13 protein-coding genes and 2 tRNA genes are annotated in these 22685 nt (G+C 67.9%); 5 read left to right on the top strand and 10 right to left on the bottom strand.

From position 1 onward, the window contains the following. Positions 1–21: 21 nt before the first annotated feature. Genes D187_RS29875 through D187_RS29860 form a run of 4 tightly spaced genes read left to right on the top strand, consistent with a single transcriptional unit; the run spans position 22 to position 15158 of the window. Positions 22–5385, top strand: a complete 5364-nt coding sequence (locus D187_RS29875) for a non-ribosomal peptide synthetase (RefSeq protein WP_002624887.1) — start codon at positions 22–24, stop codon at positions 5383–5385. 45 nt (positions 5386–5430) lie between these two features. Continuing rightward, positions 5431–8700, top strand: a complete 3270-nt coding sequence (locus D187_RS29870; protein WP_002624888.1) for a non-ribosomal peptide synthetase — start codon at positions 5431–5433, stop codon at positions 8698–8700. A gap of 30 nt (positions 8701–8730) precedes the next feature. Then, positions 8731–11175, top strand: a complete 2445-nt coding sequence (locus D187_RS29865) for a penicillin acylase family protein (protein ID WP_155893679.1) — start codon at positions 8731–8733, stop codon at positions 11173–11175. Further along, a complete protein-coding gene (locus D187_RS29860) occupies positions 11172–15158 on the top strand; it encodes a non-ribosomal peptide synthetase (RefSeq protein ID WP_002624890.1) in 3987 nt (1328 codons plus the stop codon). The genes D187_RS29865 and D187_RS29860 overlap by 4 nt, the downstream gene beginning before the upstream one ends. A 78-nt stretch (positions 15159–15236) precedes the next feature. On the opposite strand, the gene D187_RS29855 is transcribed toward D187_RS29860, so the two are convergent. From D187_RS29855 to D187_RS29810, 10 genes are all read right to left on the bottom strand, one after another. Beyond that, positions 15237–15310: transfer RNA gene (locus D187_RS29855), tRNA-Arg, on the bottom strand. Between the two features lie 23 nt (positions 15311–15333). Then, positions 15334–15407, bottom strand: a tRNA-Pro gene (locus D187_RS29850). Between the two features lie 64 nt (positions 15408–15471). Beyond that, positions 15472–16080: an RdgB/HAM1 family non-canonical purine NTP pyrophosphatase gene (gene rdgB, locus D187_RS29845; protein WP_002624891.1), complete on the bottom strand. Its 609-nt coding sequence runs from the start codon at positions 16078–16080 to the stop codon at positions 15472–15474. A 4-nt stretch (positions 16081–16084) separates the two neighbouring features. After that, positions 16085–16801, bottom strand: coding sequence for a ribonuclease PH (rph, locus tag D187_RS29840; RefSeq protein WP_002624892.1), 717 nt, complete (start codon positions 16799–16801; stop codon positions 16085–16087). A gap of 84 nt (positions 16802–16885) precedes the next feature. After that, complete coding sequence (locus tag D187_RS29835; protein WP_002624893.1) at positions 16886–17695, bottom strand: N-acetylmuramoyl-L-alanine amidase family protein; 810 nt, start codon at positions 17693–17695, stop codon at positions 16886–16888. A gap of 70 nt (positions 17696–17765) precedes the next feature. Next, entirely contained in the window at positions 17766–18818 is a 1053-nt protein-coding gene (selD, locus tag D187_RS29830; protein WP_002624894.1) for a selenide, water dikinase SelD, read from the bottom strand. Between the two features lie 11 nt (positions 18819–18829). Continuing rightward, the gene (locus tag D187_RS29825) at positions 18830–19774 is read right to left on the bottom strand and encodes an FHA domain-containing protein (RefSeq protein ID WP_002624895.1); all 945 of its coding nucleotides are present in this window, start codon (positions 19772–19774) and stop codon (positions 18830–18832) included. A 96-nt stretch (positions 19775–19870) separates the two neighbouring features. Continuing rightward, positions 19871–20581, bottom strand: coding sequence for a hypothetical protein (locus D187_RS29820; RefSeq protein ID WP_002624896.1), 711 nt, complete (start codon positions 20579–20581; stop codon positions 19871–19873). Continuing rightward, on the bottom strand, positions 20578–21357 hold the full coding sequence (locus D187_RS29815; RefSeq protein ID WP_043432093.1) for an outer membrane protein assembly factor BamD: 780 nt from the start codon (positions 21355–21357) through the stop codon (positions 20578–20580). Before D187_RS29815 ends, D187_RS29820 begins: the two co-directional genes overlap by 4 nt. Before the next feature lie 13 nt (positions 21358–21370). After that, on the bottom strand, positions 21371–21877 hold the full coding sequence (locus D187_RS29810; protein ID WP_002624898.1) for a regulatory protein RecX: 507 nt from the start codon (positions 21875–21877) through the stop codon (positions 21371–21373). Positions 21878–21911: 34 nt separating this feature from the next. Between D187_RS29810 and D187_RS29805 the strand changes: the two genes are divergently transcribed. Then, the gene (locus D187_RS29805) at positions 21912–22652 is read left to right on the top strand and encodes a hypothetical protein (RefSeq protein ID WP_002624899.1); all 741 of its coding nucleotides are present in this window, start codon (positions 21912–21914) and stop codon (positions 22650–22652) included. The last annotated feature ends 33 nt before the right edge of the window (positions 22653–22685 follow it).

The raw sequence follows: 22685 nt of genomic DNA, 5'->3' as shown, positions 1-22685 counted from the left end.
GACCGGAGAGGCATACGTCAGATGAACTCCTTCTCGAACGATCATCGTTTCGCGACATTCGTGGACCTGCTGACGTACAGGGCGGAGCACCAGCCCGACAAGCTCGCGTTCACCTTCCTGCATGAGGACACGACGAGCGGCGTGAGCCTCACGAATGGACAACTCGACGAGAGAGCGCGCGCCATCGCCGCCTTCCTGCAGAACCACGGCACGGTGGGAGACCGGGCCCTGCTGCTCTACCCGCCGGGGCTCGACTTCATCACGGCCTTCTTCGGCTGTCTGTACGCGGGGCTCATCCCGGTTCCCGCCTACCCACCGAGGCGCAATCAGAAAGTCCAGCGGCTCCAGGCCCTGCTGACCGACGCCGCGCCCAGGCTGGTCCTCACCACCTCCGCCTTCACGGGCGGCATCTCGGCCCATTTCGCGGGCAGCCCCGAGTTCGAGGCGCTCCAGTTGGTGCCGACCGATCAGCTCGAGACCGGACTGGCGTCGTCGTGGAAGCGGCCCTCCCTCAAGGAGAACATGCTGGCGTTCCTCCAGTACACGTCCGGCTCCACGTCGACGCCCAAGGGAGTCATGGTCAGTCATGCGAACCTGATCCACAACTCCGAGTGCATCCGGAGCGCTTTCGCGCTCACGCCAGAGGACAGGGCGGTCACGTGGTTGCCCAGCTTCCACGACATGGGCCTCATCGACGGAATCCTGCAACCCCTCTACACGGGATTCCCAGCCGTCTTGATGTCTCCTGCTTCGTTCCTCCAGCAACCCATCCGCTGGCTGAAGGCGATCTCCCACTACCGGGCGACCCACTCCGGAGGGCCGAACTTCGCCTACGAACTCTGTGTCAGGAGAACGACGGAGGAGCAGCGCGAGGGGCTCGAGCTGAGCTGTTGGAAGATGGCCTACAACGGCGCGGAGCCCGTCCGGCGACCCACGCTGGAGCTCTTCGCCTCCACGTTCGCCCCGTACGGCTTCCAGCCTCGCTTCTTCTATCCTTGTTACGGGTTGGCGGAAGCCACGCTCATGGTCACGGGCGGCCTCGTCGAGGAAGCCCCCGTCTTCCTCACGCTCGACTCGCAGCGGCTGGAAGAACACCAGGTGGAAACAGCGGCATCGGTCACGCCGAAGAGCACGTCATTGGTTGGCTCGGGAAGGACGCACCTCGACACGAAGGTGATCATCGCCCACCCCGGAACGCGGACGCGATGCGCGCCCGATCAGGTCGGTGAGATATGGGTGTCGGGGCGCGGCATCGCCCAGGGCTATTGGAACCGGCCGAAGGAGACCCAGGAGGTCTTCCACGCGTCCCTGAGCGATACGGGCGAGGGCCCCTTCCTGAGGACGGGAGACCTGGGCTTCGTCCGGGGGAACGAACTCTTCGTCACGGGCCGCCAGAAGGATCTCCTCATCATCCGGGGGCGAAACCACTACCCGCAGGACATCGAACTCACCGCCGCGCGGAGCCATCCCGCGCTCCACCCGGGTGGCGGAGCGGCGTTCTCCGTCGTGGTGAATGATGCCGAGCAGCTGGTCGTCGTGCATGAGCTGGAGCGGGTGGCGCTGCGCTCGGTGAACGTCGAGGACGTCTCCACCGCCATGCGCCGCGCCATCGCGGAGCAGCATGAGCTGCAGACCCACGCGGTCGTGCTGCTCAAACCCGGGCAGATCCCCAAGACGTCGAGCGGGAAGATCCAACGCGCCGCCTGCCGGGAGCGCTTCCTCAAGGGAACGCTCGAGCCCGTGGGCACCAGTGTGCTCGAGGCCGAGGCGGATGCGGTGGAAGAGACGGCGAGACTGGCGCCAGAAGAGATCCTCGCGCTGCCGCCCGCGGAACGCCCGCCGCGGTTGGTCGAGCATCTGCGGTGGCTCGTCTCGCAAGCCCTGAGGGTCCCCGTCGCCCGGGTGGACCCCGAGCACACGCTTCTTCAACTGGGCCTCGACTCCCTGGCCGCGACCGAACTCCAGCACAGGTTGGAGGCGGAGTTCGGTGTCGCCATCTCCCTGGAGGTCTTCCTCGAGGACAACAGCATCGCGCGGCTCACGGAGCACCTGCTGGAGCGGCTCGCCAGCAAATCCGCCATCACCACGCAGCGGCGCCCGGCCCCCTCGGACTCCGGCGCCGGCCACCCCTTGTCCCACGGCCAGCAGGCGCTCTGGTTCCTCCACCAGATGGCGCCAGCGAGCGCGGCCTACAACGTGTCCTTCGCCGTGCGGGTCGTGTCGGAAATCGACCCGGAGACCCTGTGGGAAGCGTTTCGCGTCCTGACGGGCCGCCATTCGGCCCTGCGCACGGCCTTCGAGACCGTCGAGGGAAGACCGGTGGCGCGCGTGCGCTCGGAGTCCACGTTGGATGTCCAGCACATCGACGCCACGCCGTGGAGCCAGGAAGAACTCGACGCGCGGCTGGTGGAATGGACCCATCGCCCGTTCGATCTCCGCCGAGCGCCCCTGTTCCGCGTGCGGTTGTTCCAGCGGGGAGCGCGAGACCACGTCCTGCTGCTGACCGCCCACCACATCCTGGTCGACTTCTGGTCCTTGATGGTGCTCATGGGCGAGCTCCCCGAGGTGTATGCCAGCCTGAAGGCACGACAGCCCGTGGCCCTGGCCACGTCGGCCTCGCAGCCCGTGGACCACGCGAACTGGCAATCCGCACTGCTCGAGGGACCCAGGGGAGAGGAACTCTGGCGTTATTGGCGCAAGCAACTGGCCGGAGCGCCACCGGTGCTGAGCCTCCCGGCGGACAGGCCGCGCGCACCCGTCCAGAGCGACCGCGGCGCCGTCCACGTGTCTCGATGGGACCCACGGCGGGTGGAGCGGCTGAAGGCGTTCGCGACGTCCCGCGGAGCAACCCCCTACACCCTGCTGCTCGCGGCGTTCCAGGTGCTCCTCTACCGGTACACGGGACAGGAGGACATCGTCGTGGGCTCCTCGGTCGCGGGGCGGACGCGCGCGGAGTTCGCCGGGACCGTCGGGTATCTGGTGAATCAGCTCGGCCTTCGCGCGCGACTGTCTCATGACCTTGGCTTCGAGCAATTCCTCCAGCAGGTCAGACAGACGGTCCTGGACGCGCTCGCCCATCAGGAATACCCGTTCGCGTTGTTGGTCAATCGGTTGCGGCCGGGACGCGACTCGAGCCACTCCCCCCTGTTCCAGACGATGTTCCTGCACGAGAAACCCCATCGGCAGCAGGCGATTTCCGCCCTCGTGACCCGGGAGCAAGACACCTCCATCCAATTGGGAGGACTCACCCTCGAGCCCTTCGCCCTGGAGCATCGCGCGGCCCAGTTCGACCTGACGCTCAAGATGACCGAGGGCGACGACTCGCTGACGGCCTCCTGGGAGTACAACTCGGATCTGTTCGACGCGGCGACCATCCAGCGCATGAATGGCCACCTGCAAACGTTGCTCGATGCGATCCTGGAGCAACCCGGACAGACGCTCGGGGACCTGCCGCTGATGAGCGCCGACGAGCAACGGCGGCTGTTGATCGATTGGAACGACACGAGGACCTCCTATCCGGAGGACAAGTGCTTCCATGAATTGTTCGAAGCACAGGCGGCCCGGACTCCCGACGCCATCGCCGTGGAGTACATGGACCAGCGGCTCGACTACCGGGAGCTGAACCAGCGTGCCAATCGAATCGCCCACCAGCTGATCGGCCTGGGCATCGGGCCCGAAAGCCTCGTGGGAGTGTGTGTCCACCGTTCCCTCGAGCTGATGGTCGCGCTCCTTGGCGTACTCAAGGCGGGGGCGGCCTACGTTCCCCTCGATCCCTCGTACCCGGCGCAGCGTCTGGCCTATGTGCTCGAGGACGCGGGCGTCGCCGCGCTGCTCACCCAACGGGAACTCCTGACGAAGCTGCCAGGCAGGAGCGTCCGCACCCTCTGCGTGGATGGTGATGGGGACGAGCTCGTGAGGAACAGCCCGGACAATCCCAGGGGCCGCGCCACACCCGGAAGTCTGGCGTACATCATCTACACCTCGGGCTCCACGGGCAGACCCAAGGGCGTGATGGTGCAGCACCGAGGCCTCGTCAACTACCTCGCCTGGTGCGAGCACGCCTACGCGGTCGACGGGGGAAGGGGCGCCCCGGTCGTCACGTCCATTGGCTTCGATGCCACCATCACGAGCCTGTTCACGCCCCTGCTCGCCGGAAAGAAGGTCGTCCTGCTGCCGGAACAGGAGGAACTGTCCGCGCTCATGAACGTCCTCCGGGCCGAGCGGGATTTCAGTCTGGTCAAGCTCACCCCCGCCCACCTGGATCTGCTCAGGAACTCGATGCCGGCGGAGCAGGCGGCGGGCGGCACCCGGGCCTTCATCGTGGGGGGAGAGGCGCTCGCGCGGGAAAGTCTCGCGTTCTGGCGAACGCATGCGCCCGAGACGAAGATCATCAACGAGTACGGACCGACCGAGACCGTCGTGGGCTGCTGCACGCACGAAGTCACGTCGCTCGCATTCGCGTCCGGAAACGTGCCCATTGGCAGGCCCATCGCGAACACCCAGCTCTACATCCTGGATGCCCGCCTGCGGCCTGTTCCCGTCGGAGTGTCCGGCGAACTCTATATTGGAGGCGCGGGTGTGGCGCGCGGGTACCTCCACCGGCCGGAGCTGACCGCCGAGCGGTTCATCTGCGATCCCTTCAGCACGGAGCCCGGAGCGCGGCTGTACAAGACAGGAGACCTGGCGCGCTACCTCGCCGACGGAAAGATCGAGTTCCTGGGCCGCGCCGATGATCAGGTCAAGATCCGCGGTTTTCGGGTCGAGCTGGGAGAGGTGGAAGCCGCGCTGCGCTTGCATCCTCGAGTCCAGGATGCCGCGGTGGTCGCCCAGCCGGAGGCGGGAGGCGGCAACCGGCTCGTCGCGTACATCGTCTGGAAGAACCCCTCGGGCAACACCCTCCCGGTGGAGGTCCGGCACTTCCTCGCGGAGTCGCTGCCGCACTACATGGTCCCCGCCGCCATCGTCTCGCTCGACAAGTTGCCCCTGACGTCTCATGGGAAGCTCGACAGGACCGCCCTGCCCCTTCCAGACAATGCCCGCCCGGCGCTCGAGGCCACCTACGTCCGCCCCTCCAACGACCTGGAGCAGCTCATCGCGGCCGTATGGCAGGAAGTGCTTCAGCTCGACAAGGTGGGAGTCAATGACAACTTCTTCGATCTCGGAGGGCACTCGCTCCTGGCGGCACAGGTCCGTCACAAGCTCGAGGAACAATTGAAGCGAGACATCTCACTCGTGCAGTTGTTGCAATACCCGACGATCCGCGCCCTCGCGGGCTTCCTGGCGCGGGGACACGAGACGTCCCCCGAGACGCAGGGCATCCAGGATCGGATCAAGAAACAAAAGCAAGCACACCTGGCGATCCGGAAGAAGAGGGAGCATTCGTAACAGACGGCCTGAATCCACTTCGAACCTCAACGAGCGAACAAGTCCATGACCACCAAAAGAGACAACCAAGATCTGCTCAGCAGCCTCTCTCCCGCCCAGCGAGCGATGGTGCTCAAAGCCCTGAAGGAAGAGGCGCTCAAGGCGCAGAAGCCGCCCATCGTCCACCGCGCGACGGGGCTCGATCCCGTGCCGTTGTCGCTCGCGCAGAGCCGGTTGTGGCTGTTCAGCCAGTTGCGGCCCGGCAGCCCCGCGTACAACGAGGTGTCGGCATTGCGCATGGAGGGCTCGCTCGATGTGCGGGTGCTGGAGCGGAGCATCCAGGAGATCATGAACCGCCACGAGGCCCTCCGGACGACGTTCTCGACCGTCGAGGGCAAGCCCGTTCAGGTCATCTCCCCCTCGCACGCCACGACGCTGCAGGTCGTGAACCTGAGCGGGCTGTCGGAGCACATGCGCTCCGCCGAGCTCCAACGCCTGACGGAAGAGGAAGCCCGAAAGCCCTTCGATCTCACCCAGGGGCCCCTGCTGCGGACCACCCTGTTCCTGCTCGGTGAGCAGCGAAGCGTGCTCATGGTGACGGCGCATCACATCGTCCTGGACGGCTGGTCGATCGGTGTCTTCCAGAGAGAACTCGCGGAGCTCTACAAGGCCTTCAGCCAGGGGAGTCCCTCTTCTCTCGACGCGTTGCCGATCCAGTACGCGGACTATGCCCTGTGGCAGAAGCAGTGGCTGCGAGACGATGTCCTCAAGCGGCAGCTCGACTATTGGGTGCGGCAGTTGAGCGACATGCCGCCTCTCTTGCAGTTGCCGTTCGCCCAGCCGCGTCCCGAGACCGAGACGTTCGCCGGCGCGACCGAGTACTTCAAGCTGGACAAGCAGCTCAGCGACGCCCTCGCCGCCCTGAGCCGCAAGGCGAACACGAGCCTGTTCATGACGTTGCTCGCGGGGTTCCAGACCCTGATCCACCGCTACACGAACCAGACCGACATCCCCGTGGGAACGGTGGTCGCCAACCGCGAGCAGCCAGAACTCGAGCAGCTCATCGGGTTCTTCGTGAACACGCTGGTGATGCGTGGGCGGCTGCACGACAACCCGAGTTTCAACCAGGTGCTCGAGCGGGTGCGCGACACGGCGCTCACCGCCTACGAGCATCAGGAGATTCCCTTCGATCACGTGGTGGAGGCGCTCCAACCCGAGCGGTCGCTGAGCTACAACCCGCTCTTCCAGGTGATGTTCATCCTGCAGAACACGCCCGAGCACGCGTTCGCCCTGCCAGGACTCACGCTCTCGTCCTTGCAGCTGGGCAGTGTCACCGCCAAGTACGATCTGACCTTGTCCATGGAGGAAACGCCGAGGGGTCTGACGGGACACTGGGAGTACAACAGCGACTTGTTCGACGCCGCGACCATCCGGCGGATGAGTGGGCATCTGGAGACCCTGCTGAGGGCCATCGTCCAGGCGCCCGAGAAGCCCATCTCCGAGCTTCCCCTGCTGACGGAGCCCGAGAAACAGCAGCTCCTCGTGGAGTGGAACCAGACGGACGCCCACTTCCCCCGGGACACCTGCATCCAGCACATCTTCGAGGCCCAGGCCGAGCGCACGCCGGAAGCCATCGCGCTCGAGCAGGGCGAGCAGCGGCTCGGCTACCGTGAGGTGAATCAGCGAGCCAACCAGGTCGCCCACCTCCTGCGCGAACGGGGCGTCGGTCCGGGTGCCCTGGTGGGGGTGTGCCTCCAGCGCTCCGTCGACATGGTGGTCGCGATGCTGGGCGTGATGAAGGCCGGCGGAACGTACGTGCCGATGGATCCCTCGTACCCGGCTCAGCGGTTGAGCTACATGCTCGAGGATTCGAACGTCGCCGTCCTGCTGACGCACAGCCAGTTGCGCTCACGGTTTTCCCTGGACGACGAGAAGGTTGTCCGCCTGGATGCCGATTGGAGTGACATCTCCCGGCGGAGCCCCACCAACCCCGCGCCGCTCGCGGGCCCTGGGGACCTCGCGTACGTCATCTACACCTCCGGGTCCACCGGCACGCCCAAGGGTGTGCGCGTGAGCCACCGCAACCTCGTGCACTCCACCAGCGCGCGGTGGGCGTACTACCGCGAGCCCGTCACCAGCTTCCTGCTGCTGTCGTCCTTCGCGTTCGACAGCTCCGTCGCGGGCATCTACTGGACGTTGACGCAAGGAGGCCGCCTCATCCTCCCCGAGGGCGAGGGTGCTCCCGATCTCTCCAAGCTCCACGAGGTGATCTCCACACGCCAGGTGTCCCACCTGTTGTGCATTCCCTCCGTCTATTCCCTGGTCATGCAGAACGCACAACCCCACGACCTGTCCTCCCTGAGGACGGTCATCGTGGCGGGAGAGCCCTGCCCGGCCCAGCTGGTCGAGCGCCATCTCGAGGTGGCCGGGAGCGCCACGCTCTACAATGAGTATGGGCCCACCGAAGCCACCGTCTGGAGCACGGTCCACAAGCTGGATGCGAAACCGCCGCGGGCGAACGTGTCCATTGGCCGCCCCATCGCCAACACGCGCATCTACATCCTCGACGCCCACCAGCAACCCGTTCCCGTGGGCGTGCCCGGCGAGCTCCACGTGGGCGGAGAGGGTGTCACCCACGGGTATCTCCACCGCCGCGAGCTCACGGAGGCCCGCTTCATTCCCAATCCGTTCAGCGGGCGGATGGGTGATCGGCTCTACAAGACGGGTGACCTGGCACGCTACTCGCCAGACGGCCTGATCGAGTTCATGGGTCGCATCGACGAGCAGGTCAAGATTCGCGGCTACCGCATCGAACCCGGCGAAATCGAGGCGTTGTTGCAGCAGCACCCCGCCGTCCTGGAAGCCGTGGTCATCACCCGCGACGACGGCCAGGGCAACAAACGGTTGGTGGCGTACCTCGCGGTCGACCGCGCGCGCAACGCGTCCGCCTCCGAGCTGCGGGACTTCGCCCTCGAGCACCTCCCTGGATTCTCCGTCCCGTCCGCGTTCGTGCTCCTCGAGCAGCTCCCGCGGCTGCCCAACGGCAAGGTGGATCGCAAGGCCTTGCCCGCGCAGGAAGAGCCCCGCGAGGAGAACGCGAACACCGCCACCTCCGATTGGAGCGACCTGCAACGCACCATCGCCACTCTCTGGAAGGAGACCATCGGGGTGCAGGCGGCCAGCCTCGACGACAACTTCTTCAAGGTCGGCGGAGACTCCCTCTCCATCATCCGCGTGTTCAACCGCCTGCGAGATGTTGTCGGGAAGAACATCGCCATCACCGACCTGTTCAAACACCCGACGATCCGTACCCTGTCGGAGTTCCTCGAGAAGTAACGGCTCCACGAGCACTCCCACCGGATGACCATGCGTTCTCCTTGCTTCCATTTCCTCGTTGTCCTCGGACTGGCCATGCTCTCCGCCTGCGAAGGCGGTGACGAGCAGCCCGCGGGGATCAAGGCCACGATTCGACGAACCTCGTACGGAATTCCCCACATCACGGCGGAGGATTATCGGGGAGTGGGAGCCGGGCTCGGTTACGCCCAGGCGCAGGACGCGGTGTGCACGCTCGCCGATCAGATCCTCAAGGTTCGCGGCGAGCGTGCCAGCTATTTCGGTCCCGGAGCGGGCGAGGCCAACATCGACAGCGATCTCACCTACCTGGGGCTGGGACTGCTGGCACGCGCCCAGGCCGCGTATGATCAGCAGTCGCCCGCGATGAAGGAGCTGGTGGAAGGGTTCGCCGATGGGTACAACCACTATCTTGAAAACACACCGGCGGAAAACCTGCCGGCGCCCTGCACCGGCGCCAGCTGGGTGAAGCCCATTCGGGGGGTAGATCTCCTCGCGTACCACCTCGACCTCTCGCTTCTCGACAGCCTCGCGCCGCTCCTGGGCTACGTCGCGAATGCCCAGCCGCCCCTGGCGAGCGTGGCGGTCTCGAGCCTTCCGCCAGGAGGGCCTCCCCTGCCCAGGCCGCGTGACTTCGAGCTGGGGAGCAACGGCTGGGCGCTCGGTCGTGAGCGGACATCCGGGGGCGGAGGCATGCTGGTCGCCAACCCGCATTTCCCGTGGGAGGGTGCGCTCCGCTTCTACGAAAGCCATCTCACCCTTCCAGGAAAACTGGATGTGTATGGCGGCTCCCTTCTCGGGATGCCGGTGATCAACATCGGGTTCAACCGCGACGTCGCATGGACCCACACGGTGACCTCCTCGAGCCATTTCGTGGTGTACAGGCTGACGTTGCCGGAGGGGGATCCCACCTCCTACGAATATGACGGCCGGACGCGGAAGATGACGCGGGAGGAGCACACCATCCGCGTGCGCGAGGCCGACGGAACCTTCCGCCAGGTCAAGCGCACGTTCTGGCGCAGCCACCATGGCCCCATGCTCAACGGCCCCGGCGCGGAGTGGACCAGCAGGCTCGCCTACACCATCCGCGACGCCAATGAAGGCAATCATTACTTCGCGGAGCAATGGCTGAGAATGAACGAGGCCGGCGGGCTCGACGAGCTCTCCGCCGCGCAGGCCGAGGTGCGTGGTATCCCCTGGGTCAACACCCTCGCGGCGAGCGCGGATGGACGGACCCGGTATGAAGACGCGTCCCGGGTGCCTCAGCTGAGCGCCGAGACCATCGCGGCCTACCGTCTTTCACTCGAGCGGGACGCGGATACCCGGTTCTTCGAGGCTCAGCACATCCTCTTGCTTGACGGAAGCACGTCACGCGACGAGTGGGTGGGGCTGGAGGACACGACCCGGGGATTGATGCCGGTGGAGAATGCGCCGCATCTGGTCCGCACGGACTTCGTGATGAACGCGAACGACTCGCCGATCTACTCCAACCCAGCCGAGCCGCTGCGGAACATTCCCTTTCCCTACGAGGTCTATGCCACGGCGCAGGGGCGGCTCAGTCCCCGGGCCCACATGAACCTCACCCTTCTCACCGAGCAAGGCAAAGCCTCCCCGGCCGGCGCCGATGGCCGATTCACGCGGTCCGAGCTCGAGCACGCCATCCTGAGCAATCGCGCCTGGCTGGCGGAGCAGCTCCTCGCCCCGGTCGTGAGCCGCTGCCAGGGGGTGGACACGGTGGACCTCCAGGGAGAGCCCGTGCGCATCGCGGACGCGTGCCAGGCGCTCGCGGCATGGGATGGCCGAATGGAGCTCGATCGCACGGGAGCTGTTGTCTGGCGCGAGTTCCTCGGCCAATTCAGCCGGCAGGAGCTCGTGGACAAGGGAGCACTCTTCGCGCAGCCCTTCGCGCCCGACCAGCCGTTGTCGACACCGTCCGGACTCGCTCCAGCCCCCGCCTCGGGCCCGGATCCCCTCCTCGAGAAGCTCGGGGCGGCCGTCGTCCAGCTCACGCGCGCCGGCATTCGCGTGGACGCGCGGTTGGGCGACGTGCAATTCACGCGCAAGGGCGAGCGGGTGATCCCGATTCATGGAGGCCTGGGAGATCTCGAAGGGGTCGCCAACGTCGTCGGGTATACCAGCGCGAATTCAACCTTGTTGCCGCGCACGGAGCGTCAACAGGTGCTCTCGGCGAGCACGGGACTCACGACGGAAGGGTATCCCGTCAACAATGGCTCGAGCTTCCTCATGGTCATGGAGTTCACCGAGGCGGGCCCCCGCGCCTCCGCGCTCCTCACCTACTCCCAGACAACCGATCCCCTCTCCCCGCGTTTCTCCGACCAGACGCTCCTCTTCCGAGACAAGCACTTGCGTCCCGTGCTTTTCGAGGAGGCAGACATCCAAGCGGACCCCGCGCTCGAGCTCACGCGGCTCGAGTTCACGCCCACCTCGAGGTCGCCGTGAAGCAGACGCCACTGGCCATGGCCATTCCACGCAGCCCACGCTCCCAGCCCATCCCCGTGTCGTATGCGCAACGGCGGCTGTGGTTCATGGACAGGCTCGAGCCGAACAGCGCCGCCTACAACATGCCCTTCGCGCTGCGGCTGGAAGGAGCACTGGACACCGAGATCCTGCGGCGCTCGTTCGAGCTCATCGTCCACCGGCATGAAGTCCTGCGCACCACGTTCGAGCAACGGGACGGAGAGCCCTTCCAGCGCATCCATGCCCCCATGCGGTGGTCGATGCCGGTGATCGATCTCTCGGGACGGCCAGCGCACACGCGCGACACGGAGGCACGGCGGCTGGAACAAGAGGAAGCCAGCCGGCCGTTCGAGCTCGAACGCGGCCCCCTGCTCCGAACGACGCTCGTCAAATGCTCGGACGCCGAGCACCTCCTGCTCGTCACCATGCATCACATCATCAGTGATGGGTGGTCCACGGGCGTGATGATGAGCGAGTTCGCCACGAACTACGAGGGACTCCGGCGAGGAGGGCCGCCGACGTTACCGGAGCTCCCCATCCAGTACGCCGACCATGCCCTGTGGCAACGGCAGATGCTCTCGGGACCCCTCCTGGAAGAGCAGCTCGCCTATTGGAGGAAGCAGCTCGCCGACATGCCCCCGGCCCTGCGGCTTCCCCTGGATCGTCCCAGACCCGCGAAGCCCAGCCACAAAGGGGCCGAGCACGTCGTATGGATTCCGCTGGAGATCGCCACGGGACTGAGGGAGCTGGCCCACCGGGAAGGGGCCACGCTGTTCATGGTGCTGCTCGCGGCGTTCCAGCTGTTGCTCTCGCGTCTGACGGGGCAGGAGGACATCGCCGTGGGGACCCCCATCGCGGGCCGGATGCGGCGCGAGCTGGAGGGGTTGATCGGGTTCTTCGTCAACACGCTCGTCCTTCGTGCCGACTCGAGCGGCAACCCGTCCTTCGCGCAGTTCCTGGCACGGGTCACGGAGACGACGCTCAACGCCTATGCGAATCAAGACGTGCCCTTCGACATGCTCGTCGAACGGCTGGCACCGCGCAGGGAGCCAGGGCTCACGCCGCTCTTCCAGGTGATGTTCACCGTACAGAACGCATGGACGGAGGGGGTCCGGCTCGAGGGGTTGACGGCGACACCCCGCGAGGTGCACGGCGGCACGGCGAAGTTCGACCTCATGCTGCAGGTGAGGGAGAGAGCGGACGGCCTGGAGGCGATGTTCGAGTACAGCACCGAACTGTTCGACGCCGCCACGGTGGAGCGCATGGGCCGCTGCTACGCCACGCTCCTGGAAGGTCTTCGCAAGACAGGGGGCGGAGCCCGGTGCCGCGAGCTGAGGCTGCTCGGCGAGGGCGAGCGCAGGCAACTGCTCGAGGAGTGGAACCGGACGGCCTCCGATTTTCCGCGCGAGCGCTGTGTCCACGAGTTGTTCGAGGAGCAGGCGGAGCTCCATCCAGAGGCCATCGCGGTCGAGGCCGAGGGAGAATCACTCACCTATCGCGAGCTGAACCTCCGAGCCAACCGCGTGGCGCATGCGCTGCGCGAGCGGGGAGTGGCGCCCGAGTCTCGCGTCGGGCTGTGCGTCGAGCGCTCGCCGGAGATGCTCGTGGCGATGCTTGGCATCCTGAAGGCGGGTGGTGCCTATGTCCCGTTGGATCCGCGCCTTCCAGCCGAACGGCTCTCCTTCATGACGCGGGACGTGGGCCTCCAGGTGGTGGTGGCGTCGCGGGCGCACCGCCCCGTGGCGGAGCGTCTGGGAGAAGTGTTGGAGCCTGGCTCCTGGCTCGGGGAGTCATCCGCCACGGCCAACCCCGTGAGCGGCGCGCGCGCGGAGAATCTCGTCTACGTGATGTACACGTCCGGTTCGACGGGCGAGCCAAAGGGAGTCGCGATCGAGCATCGAAACGTGAATCGTCTCGTGCGCGGTGCGAATTACGTCCACCTGGGTCCTGACGAGGTGTTCCTCCAGCTCGCGCCGAGTTCATTCGATGCGTCGACCTTCGAGATCTGGGGATGTCTGCTGAACGGAGGAAGACTGGTGTTGCCGCCACCGAAGGAGGGCTCGTTGCGGCGGCTCAGCGAGCTCCTGGAGCAACACGGGGTGACGACGCTCTGGCTGACCGCGGGCCTCTTCCATCAATTCGTCCAGGAAGACGTGGACGGACTGGCACGCGTCCGACAGGTACTCGCGGGAGGAGACGTGCTGTCGCCGTGGCACGTGCGGCGTTTCCTGGAGCGGGGGGGACGGCGGCTCATCAATGGCTATGGGCCAACGGAGACGACGACGTTCGCGTGCTGCCACCGGATGGAGCGCCCCGAGCAGGTGGGAGAGAGCGTTTCCATCGGGCGACCCATCGCCAACACGACGGCCTACGTGGTGGACACGGCCGGGGAGCTCGTGCCCATGGGGGTGGCGGGCGAGCTCTGGATTGGAGGAGAAGGCGTCGGTCGCGGGTATTGGAACCGGCCGGAGCTGACGGCGGCGCGGTTCCTGGGAAATCCCTGGGGACCGGGTCGCCTGTATCGGACGGGAGATCGCGTGCGCTGGCGGGCCGATGGGACCTTGGAATACCTGGGCCGCATCGACTTCCAGGTGAAGTTGCGCGGCTTTCGCATCGAACCCGGTGAGGTGGAAGCCGTGCTGCGCCGTCATCCGGAAGTGCGGGATGCCGTGGTGCTCGTCCGGGAGGAGCCGCCCGGAGACAAGCGGTTGGTGGCCTACGTCGCCACGGCCGCGCATGAAGCCCCGTCCAATCGAGAAAACCTGCGGCAATACCTGCACCGGCAATTGCCCGACTACATGGTGCCCTCCGCCTTCGTGCCGCTGCCCACGCTGCCGCTCACCCCGAACGGCAAGGTGGACCGGCGCGCGCTCCCCGCACCCGAAGTTCCCGTCACCGGGCCCGTCGTCCCCCCGAGAGATCGGCTGGAGCTGATGCTCTCGGAGCTCTGGCGGGAGGCGCTGCATGTCCCCAACGTGGGAGTCACCCAGAATTTCTTCGAGCTCGGCGGCCACTCACTGCTCGCGCTGGGATTGATGACGCGAATCGAACGCCAGCTGGGCCGCCGCCTCCCGGTGGCGTCCCTCTTCACCCATCCCACCATCGAACAGCTCGCCACGCTGCTGCGCCAGGAGCGCATCGGCCGCGACGGCAACTCCCCCCTCGTCCCCCTCCGGACCGAGGGGTCCCGGCCACCGCTCTTCTGTGTCCACCCCATCGGGGGGAGCGTCCTGGGCTATGGCACGCTCGTGCGCCATCTGGACGTGGACCAACCCGTCTACGGCCTGGAGGCGCCGAGCCTCGATGGCACCCGTCCGGTCTACCCTTCTCTGGAAGCCATGGCCGCCGACTACCTCCAGGCGGTGCGGCAGGTGCAGCCCGAAGGGCCCTACCGGCTCGCCGGCTGGTCCATGGGCGGCGTGGTGGCCTTCGAGATGGCCCGGCAGCTCACGCGAAGCGGCGCCAGGGTCGAGTTGCTGGCACTGCTGGACAGCTGGTCCCCGATGCTCGAGCCACAAGAGGCGAACGCGCCCCTGGACGAGCTGGCGCTGCTCGAGCTGTTCGCGCACGACATGGCACGCGCCATCGGGCACCCCCACCCGCTTTTCTCCCCCGAGGAGCTGGCACGACGCGACCTCGAGGAGCGACGCGCGCTGCTGCTGGAACGAGCGCACGGCCTGGGCTTGCTGCCACCCGACGTGGGCAGGGAGATGCTGGACGCCTTGCTACGGACCTTCCGGGCCCACGAGCAGGCACTGCGGCACTATGTGCCTCAAACGCTTCCCGTGGATCGAGTGGTGCTCTTCCGGCCGGACGAGCCGGCGAGCAACCGTCCCCCCCTGGGCGGCTGGAACACGGTGGTCCCCTCGGAGCTGGAGCTGCGCCGCGTTCCGGGCGACCACTATTCAATGATGGCCGAGCCGCATGTCCGCGAACTCGCCAGGCAGTTGCGCGACATGCTGTGAAGCGCCGCCCCGGGCCTGAAAAACAAGGGGCTGGAATCGACGGGGAGCGTCCCCACGACTCCAGCCCCTCAATGGACTCGCGCCAGGCGGGACTCGAACCCACGACCCTCGGCTTAGAAGGCCGATGCTCTATCCAGCTGAGCTACTGGCACTCAGGCCGTGTTTCCCAACGATATCGGGGCGAGAGGATTCGAACCTCCGACCCCCTGCGCCCAAGGCAGGTGCGCTACCAGGCTGCGCTACGCCCCGATAAAGGCGGCCATTCTTGCTGCATCCGCACCAGACGCGCAAGGAGAACGTTCCTGACGCCTGCTCACCTTCCGACGATTCCGCCTCCAGCCAGTGCCAGCAGGCGGGACTTCATCTTCGAGAAGGCCGCGCCCCGGTGTGACACCGAGGCCTTCTCCTCCGACGTCAGCTCCGCCAGGGCCCGCCCCCCCGGCAGCTCGAAGACCGGATCATACCCGAAGCCGTGCGAGCCTCGCGGCGCGTGGCCGATCCGGCCCTCGCAGCGGCCCACCTCCACGAAGGTCGTCTCCGAGCCGGGAAGCGCCAGGCACAGCGCGCAGACGAAGGCCGCGGTGCGCCGCTCGTCGGGAACTCCCGACAGCTCCACGAGCAGCTTCTCGTAGCGCGCGCGATCATCCCCCTCGGCATAGCGCGCCGAGTGCACCCCGGGGCGGCCGCCCAGGGCGTCCACGCACAGCCCCGAGTCATCCGCCAGGACGGGCAGCCCGCTGGCCTCCGCGTAGGCACGGGCCTTCTTCCGGGCGTTCTCCTCGAACGTGGCGCCATCCTCCACGGGCTCGGGGATGGGGGGCAGATCCTCGAGGGAGACCACCTCCACGGCGTCTCCCACGAGGCCGCGCAGCTCGCGCAGCTTGCCCTGATTGGTGGTGGCGAAGAGCAGACGGGGCTTCATGCGCTCAGACTCCCAGGACCTTCGCCTGCGCCTCGGTGAGCTGGCGGATGGCGGCCAGTCCCGCGTCCAGCATGACGTCCAGCGTCTTGCGGTCGAACATCTTGTGCTCGGCGGTGCCCTGCACCTCGACGATGCGGCCGTCCCCGGTGGCCACCAGGTTCAGGTCCACGTCGGCCGAGGAGTCCTCCTCGTAGTCCAGGTCCACGCGCACCTCGCCGTTGACCACGCCCACGGACACCGCGGCCAGGGGCAAGAGCTTGGGCATGGTCTTCATCACCCCACTCTTGTGCAGCTTGCGCAGGGCGAGCGCCAGGGCCACGTAGGCGCCGGTGATGGCGGCGGTGCGGGTGCCACCGTCCGCCTGGAGCACGTCGCAGTCCAGGGTGAAGGTGCGCACGCCCAGGCCCGGCAGGTCCACCGCGGCACGCAGGGCGCGGCCGATGAGCCGCTGGATCTCCAGCGTGCGTCCGGTCTGCTTGCCCTTGGCTGCCTCGCGCGGGCTGCGGGTGTGCGTGGAGCGCGGCAGCATGCCGTACTCGGCCGTCACCCAGCCGGAGCCCTTGCCCATCAGGTGCGGCGGCACCCGGTCCTCCACCGAGCACGTGACGAGCACGCGCGTGTGGCCGAACTCCACCTGGGTCGAGCCCTCGGCGTGCAGGGTGATGCCAGGGGTGAGGGTGACGGGGCGCAAGTCCAACGCGCCTCGGTTGAAGGACCGCATGGGGAGACTCCTCGCAACGGGGGGACGGCGCCGCTCTCTAGCAGACGCCCGGCCCGCTTGTCCGGGAGGAACGGCCGCCCCGGTTCAGGGCGTGGCGGGAGCGGCCACCGCGGGGGAGCGGGGAGCGTCGCGCTTGCGCACCTCGGCGAGGAAGGCCTTCACCCCCCCGGTGATGGCGATGGCGAGCTTCTCCTGGTAGTCGGCGCGCGCCAGGCGGCCGCCCTCCTCGGGGTGCGACAGGTAGCCCACCTCGATGAGGACGGCGGGCGCCTCCACGCCATTGAGGACGTAGAAGGGCGCCTGCAACACGCCCCGGTCCGAGCCCCCCGAGGCCGCGATGAGCTTCGGGTGGATGGCGTAGGCCAGGCGCGAGGAGTCCTGGTGCGTCTCGGTGCGCGCGAGATCATCCAGGATGAAGGCGAGCGTGGAGTCCCCCCGCGAGGCGCGTGTCGAGGGGGCCTCGGCGTTCTCCCGGTCCGCGGCCGCGCGCGCGGTGGCGTTGGAGGCGCTGGCCGAGAGGAAGTACGTCTCCAGCCCCTGCACGCGCGCGCGGGTGCGCTTGGTGGGCATGGCATTACAGTGGATGGACAGGAAGAGGTCCGGCCGCTGCTTGTTGGCGAACTCCACCCGCTCGAGCAGGGGCAGCGACACGTCCTCGTCGCGCGTCATCAACACCTGCGCGCCGAGCTCCTTCTCCAGGTGCTCGCGCACGCGCTGGGCGATCTGCAGGGCGATGTCCTTCTCGAGCACGCCCGAGGGACTGGTCGCCCCGTCCTGGGCGCCCCCGTGGCCCGGATCCACCACGATGCGCGTGGGACGCTCGGCCGCGAGCGAGGCCACGGGAGCGAGGAGGAACGCGAGGCAAGGGACGAGGACGCGGAGACGGGACGTCATGCCGGCGCGGGATGCTACCCGAGTCGGCGCACCGCGGCGAATCCGCCCCCGGACTCCTGCTTGCTCGCTCCTAGCCGACGACCTCGATGCCGGGGCGGCCCTCGCCCACCTCTCCGATGAGGGCCACGTCCACTCCCGCCCGCTCCAGCGCCCGGAAGGCCTTGGCCGCGTCCCGCGCGGGAACCGAGGCCAGCAGGCCGCCGTTGGTCTGCGCGTCGGCGAGCACCCACTGGATGTCCTGGGGCAAGCCCTTGGGGAAGCGCACCTTCTTGCCCACGTGGGCGAGGTTGGACTTCGTGCCCCCGGGCACCACGCCCTGCTGCGCCAGCGCGGGCACCTCCGCGAGGATGGGGATGCGCTCCAGGTCCAGGAAGCCCCGGGTCTTGGCGCCCGTCATCATCTCCAGGAGGTGGCCCAGGAGGCCGAAGCCCGTCACGTCCGTGAGGGCATTCACCTTGAACTTGCCCGAGGCGAACACCTCGCCCGGCTTGCGGTTGAGCGTGGACATCTGCGCCACCACGCGCTGGGTGAGCTCCGCGGAGGCCAGCCCCCGCTTGATCGCCGTGGTGGCGATGCCCGTGCCCAGGGGCTTGGTGAGCAGCAGCACGTCCCCGGGCTTCGCCCCGGCGTTGGTCAACACCTTCTTCGGGTGCACGCTGCCCGTCACCGCGAGGCCGTACTTGGGCTCGGGATCCTTGATGGAGTGCCCGCCCAGGATGGGGATGCCCGCCTCGTCCGCCTTGGCCTGGCCGCCCGCGAGGATGCGCGACAGCTCCTCCAGGGGCCTGTCCTCGGGAAAGCCCACCAGGTTGAGGGCGAACAGGGGCTTGCCCCCCATGGCGTAGATGTCCGACAGGGCGTTCGCCGCGGCGATGGCCCCGAAGTCGTACGGGTCGTCCACCACCGGGGGGAAGAAGTCCACCGTGCTCACGAGCGCCAGGCCCGGCGCCATCCGGTACACGGCCGCATCGTCGTGGGTGTTGAAGCCCACCAGCGCCTTCGAATCCTTCGTGGGCTTCAACTTGCCCAGCACCCGCGACAGGTCCGCCGCCGGCAGCTTGGCCGCGCACCCCGCGCAGTGGGACAGCTCCGTCAACCGGCGCGGCTTCTGCTCCTCGGACACACGGACTCCCGTCAGCTCGCGCGCACGTACTCGCGCTTGATGAGTTGCAACACCGTCTCGGCCGCCACCACGTCGTCCTGCTGCGCGTGGTTGAGCACCTCGGCGAGCGAGCCGTGGTTGTGCACCAGTTGCAGCACGTCCAAGAGCTCCGGCGTCAGCTCGCGCAAGGGCGCCGTCATGGGCGCGGCCAGGGTCAGCCGGGCCCCCATGGCGGGCAGATCCTTCTGGATGCGCTTGTACTCGTCCAACTGCCGCAGCGCGTCCATCAGCAGCGCCTCGGTGGACGAGTCCATCTCCACCATGAACTCCTGCGGGTCCGCCGGCCGCAGTTCGAAGTCGCCCTGCTCCCAGGTGATGATGCGGTTGAAGCTCTTCTGCGGACCCAGGTTGTGGTTCTCGTCGATGACGGCGTAGTACACGCGGCCCTGGCGCAGGTAGATCTTCCCCTGCTGCTGGCTGCCCACCACCAGCACGCCGTTCTTCTTCGACGTGTGGAAGAGCTGGAGCAGGTCGGGCAGCGGAATCTCCTCGATCTTCCCCGTCATGGACGAGGCCTTCGTCGAGGTGCGCGCCGCCTGCACCGCGACCTCCTCGAGCCGCTGCTTGGCCACGGCGTCGTCGACCTCGCTCGCGCCCACGCCCTGGTGGATGAGCTTGAGGATGGAGGTGCCGATGAGGATGCGGTCCCCCTCCTTGAGCGTCGACTGCTTCACCTTCTCGCCATTGACGAACGTGCCGTTGGTCGAGCCCAGGTCCTCGATGGAGATCTGCCCCGCGCCGTTCACCGTGATGCGCGCGTGCTTGCGCGACACCATGTCCTCGACGAGCACCATGTCCAGCTCGCTGGAGCGGCCGATGACGATCTGCTTCCCGGCCTTCAGCGGGAACTCGCCACCCTGGTACTTGCCGGAGATGAACTTGAGCGCGTACGTCTTTCCCGGAGTCGGAGTGCTCACGGAGCTGCGACCTCGATGGTGAGTAGTGCTGCCATGGCCCTCTCCCGTCCAGCCACCCGCCCAATCCCGAGAGCCCGGTGAGAAACGGCGCCTAGCCTACATGAGACCGGGCGAAAAAAAGAATTCCTCCTCACGCCGAATCAAAGAGAGCTGGCGCTGCCCCTTGTCATCCACGGGCTGGGAGGGAAGGTCGCCCTCCAGGCGCCACAGCTCGCTGGCCAGCGCGTCGTCGCGCTCCAGTCGCACGTACCAGGCCTCCACCCGGTAGCGGCGCTTGCTCAGGCTCAGAACGCGCTCCAACTCCTCCCCTCCCCCCACGTCCACCGGAGCACCGGGCACGAGCAGGGAGCGCAGCGCCTCGGGCTCGCCCGCTTCCAGGGCCCTGCGCCGCGCCTCCAACACGCCCACCACCGCCGCGAGCCGGGGCGCGGCCAGGTTCTCCGGCACCCACTCCCGCGAGCGGCGCACGAAGGGCACCCGCTCCACGCCCAGCGAGCTGACCTCGGTGCGACCCAGCCGTCCCTTGAAGTCCAGCGTTGCCCAGGCCACGGCGCGCTCGCCTCCCGGCGCCACGTCCACCGTGATGCGCGCGAAGTGGTGCACCTGGCTGTGGAGGGGCTCGGCCACCCCGGGCACGCGCAGCGTCAGGCCGTCACTCTCGGTGCGCTTGAGCCAGGTGATGACCTCCACCTCCGGCCCGGTCGCCAGCCCCAGCATGCGCGGCATCAACACCAGGGCCGAGACCCCCGCGGCCAGCAGGGCGATGATCACTCCGCCCGCCCGGCTCCAGTCCTCCGTGCTCCTCACGAGCCCAGCATCCTCCGGGCGCGCTCGGCGGCGGGCGTCCCCGGGAGCATCTCGATGACCCGCTGCAGGGTGCGCTGGGCCTCGGCGGCATTCGTCAGCCGCACATAGGCCGCGTGCAGATCGAACAGGGCCCGCTCATCCAGCGGCGTGCCCGGGTAGTTCTTCAGCAAGGTCTCCAACCGCTGCACCACCGCGTTCCACCGCTCGCGCCGCGCGTAGAAGGACGCCACGTACAGCTCGTGCCGGGCCAGCCGCAGGCGCGTCGTGTCGAGCGCCTCCTTCGCCGGCGCCACGTACTGCGAGTTCGGAAACTGGCGGATGAACGCGCTGAGCGAGGAGAACGCCGCCTGGACCTCGGTCTGATCCTTCTCCGCCCCCGGAGGCACGAGGAAGAACTCCGAGGGAGCGTCCTCGAAGTGGGTGCGCGCCGTGCGGTACGCGGCGTAGTCCACCTTGGGGTGGGTGGGATGCAGCTTGATGAAGGTCTGGAACTTCTCGCGCGCCTCGGCGTAGCGCTCCTGGGCGAAGTCGAGATCCGCCAGCCTCAGCTCCGCCTCGTTGGCCACCTCGAGGTAGGGGAACTTGGTGCGCACATGCTCGTAGTACTTCTCGGCCTGGAGGAAGTCCTTGCGCTCGAGGGACTCGTCGCCCAGGCGGAGGTTGGACTCGGCGACCGCGGCGTAGTCGGGCTCTCCCACCTGGCCGGTGGAGAGGGCGGCGCAACCCGGGACGGTGCTCAGGACGGCGGACAGACAGACGGCTCGAAAAAGACGCATGGAGGGGGACAAGCTAGTCGTCCGGCCCCGAAGGTTCCAGCATCGCGTCACCGAGCAGCCGCTGGATGATGTCCTCGGAGAAACCCCGGCTGAACAGGAGGCGGCCCGCCCGGGCCTTCTCCCGGGCATCCAGCTCCCGGCCCGCGAGCCCCCGCTTCTCCAGCACCTGGCGCGCGGCGTGTTCCGCGTCGAACTCCAGCGTTCCGCGGGCCGTGGCCACCGCCGTGCTCGCCGCCTCCGGGCTCACGCCGTGGGCCTCCAGCCGCCGCCGCACTTCCTCGGGGCCGTACCTTCCCCCACCCAGCAGCCGCTCGGCCTGGTCCCGGGCGAAGCGCTCGTCATTCAGATAACCCCAGCCCTCCACCCGGGCGAGCGCCCGCTCACGCACCGCCTCGGCGTACCCCTTGCGCTCGAGCGCCGCGAGCAGCTCCTGCCGACTGCGCGCGCGCGCCTTGAGCAGCCGCAGGCAGGCGTCCGTCGCGCGTCCGACTTCCGCGTCCGTGGCGTCCTCGGAGTCCATCGATGCTTCTCTAGCATGTGCTAACAGGCGCGGCATGCACCCCCTCATCGCCCGCTACCTCAGCCCCGAAGCCGCCCGCGAGACGCTCCAGAAAGAGAAGGACGGCGCCCCGCTCGGACCCGAGGAGCGGCTGTTCGCCCTGACCGCCGCCGACCACCCCGAGCAACGCGCCACGCTGCTGGGCACCTCGGGCCGGCGCCACCTGTCCTCGGATGCCGAGGCCGCCGTCGTCTTCCTCGCCGCCTATGCCGCCACGCGCGCCATCGCCGAGGACCCCGCCCTCTCCGCCGCCACCGCCCGGGCTCGCGAGTCCCTCAAGGCCGAGGGCGCGAACGACACCGAGACGGACGCCTTCCTCGCCTCCATCCTCATGGAGGAAGCCTTCGGCTACGAGCAGGAGGTGGAGCTGTTCGACAGCACCTACGTCCAGGAGACGCTCGGCGAGGTGCCCGCCCTGGCCGCGCTCACCCGGGAGCAGGTGGATGCGCTCATCATCGGCTTCGAGCGCTCGGCGCGTGACGAGGCGGAGCGCGACGTCCGGGCGCGCATGGCCCGGGCGCTCATCAACGGAGCGTGGGACGAGGGCCCCACCCCCATCAACCCCGAGCACATCGAGGCGCTCTACGAGGCGGAGATCGAGGGCAAGCCCGAGGCCGAGATGGAAGCGGGCCTGCGCGCCATCGTGGAGTTCCTGCAGGTGCTCGCGCGCGAGGGGCTCGTCGGCCCCCAGCGCCTGTCCCGGCTCCGGGCCCAGCTCGGCGACGAGGAGGCCTGACGCACACGCCGGCCCCCCGTCCCCGGCGGCGCG

The sequence above is a fragment of the Cystobacter fuscus DSM 2262 genome, from assembly GCF_000335475.2.
GTDB lineage: Bacteria > Myxococcota > Myxococcia > Myxococcales > Myxococcaceae > Cystobacter > Cystobacter fuscus.
This window is presented reverse-complemented; position numbering and strand designations above follow the sequence as displayed.

Coding starts and splice junctions, on each gene's coding strand:
- D187_RS29875 (WP_002624887.1), top strand. CDS start 22: ATGAACTCCTTCTCGAACGATCATCGTTTCGCGACATTCGTGGACCTG.
- D187_RS29870 (WP_002624888.1), top strand. CDS start 5,431: ATGACCACCAAAAGAGACAACCAAGATCTGCTCAGCAGCCTCTCTCCC.
- D187_RS29865 (WP_155893679.1), top strand. CDS start 8,731: ATGCGTTCTCCTTGCTTCCATTTCCTCGTTGTCCTCGGACTGGCCATG.
- rdgB (WP_002624891.1), bottom strand. CDS start 16,080: ATGAAGCCCCGTCTGCTCTTCGCCACCACCAATCAGGGCAAGCTGCGC.
- rph (WP_002624892.1), bottom strand. CDS start 16,801: ATGCGGTCCTTCAACCGAGGCGCGTTGGACTTGCGCCCCGTCACCCTC.
- D187_RS29835 (WP_002624893.1), bottom strand. CDS start 17,695: ATGACGTCCCGTCTCCGCGTCCTCGTCCCTTGCCTCGCGTTCCTCCTC.
- D187_RS29815 (WP_043432093.1), bottom strand. CDS start 21,357: ATGCGTCTTTTTCGAGCCGTCTGTCTGTCCGCCGTCCTGAGCACCGTC.
- D187_RS29810 (WP_002624898.1), bottom strand. CDS start 21,877: ATGGACTCCGAGGACGCCACGGACGCGGAAGTCGGACGCGCGACGGAC.
- D187_RS29805 (WP_002624899.1), top strand. CDS start 21,912: ATGCACCCCCTCATCGCCCGCTACCTCAGCCCCGAAGCCGCCCGCGAG.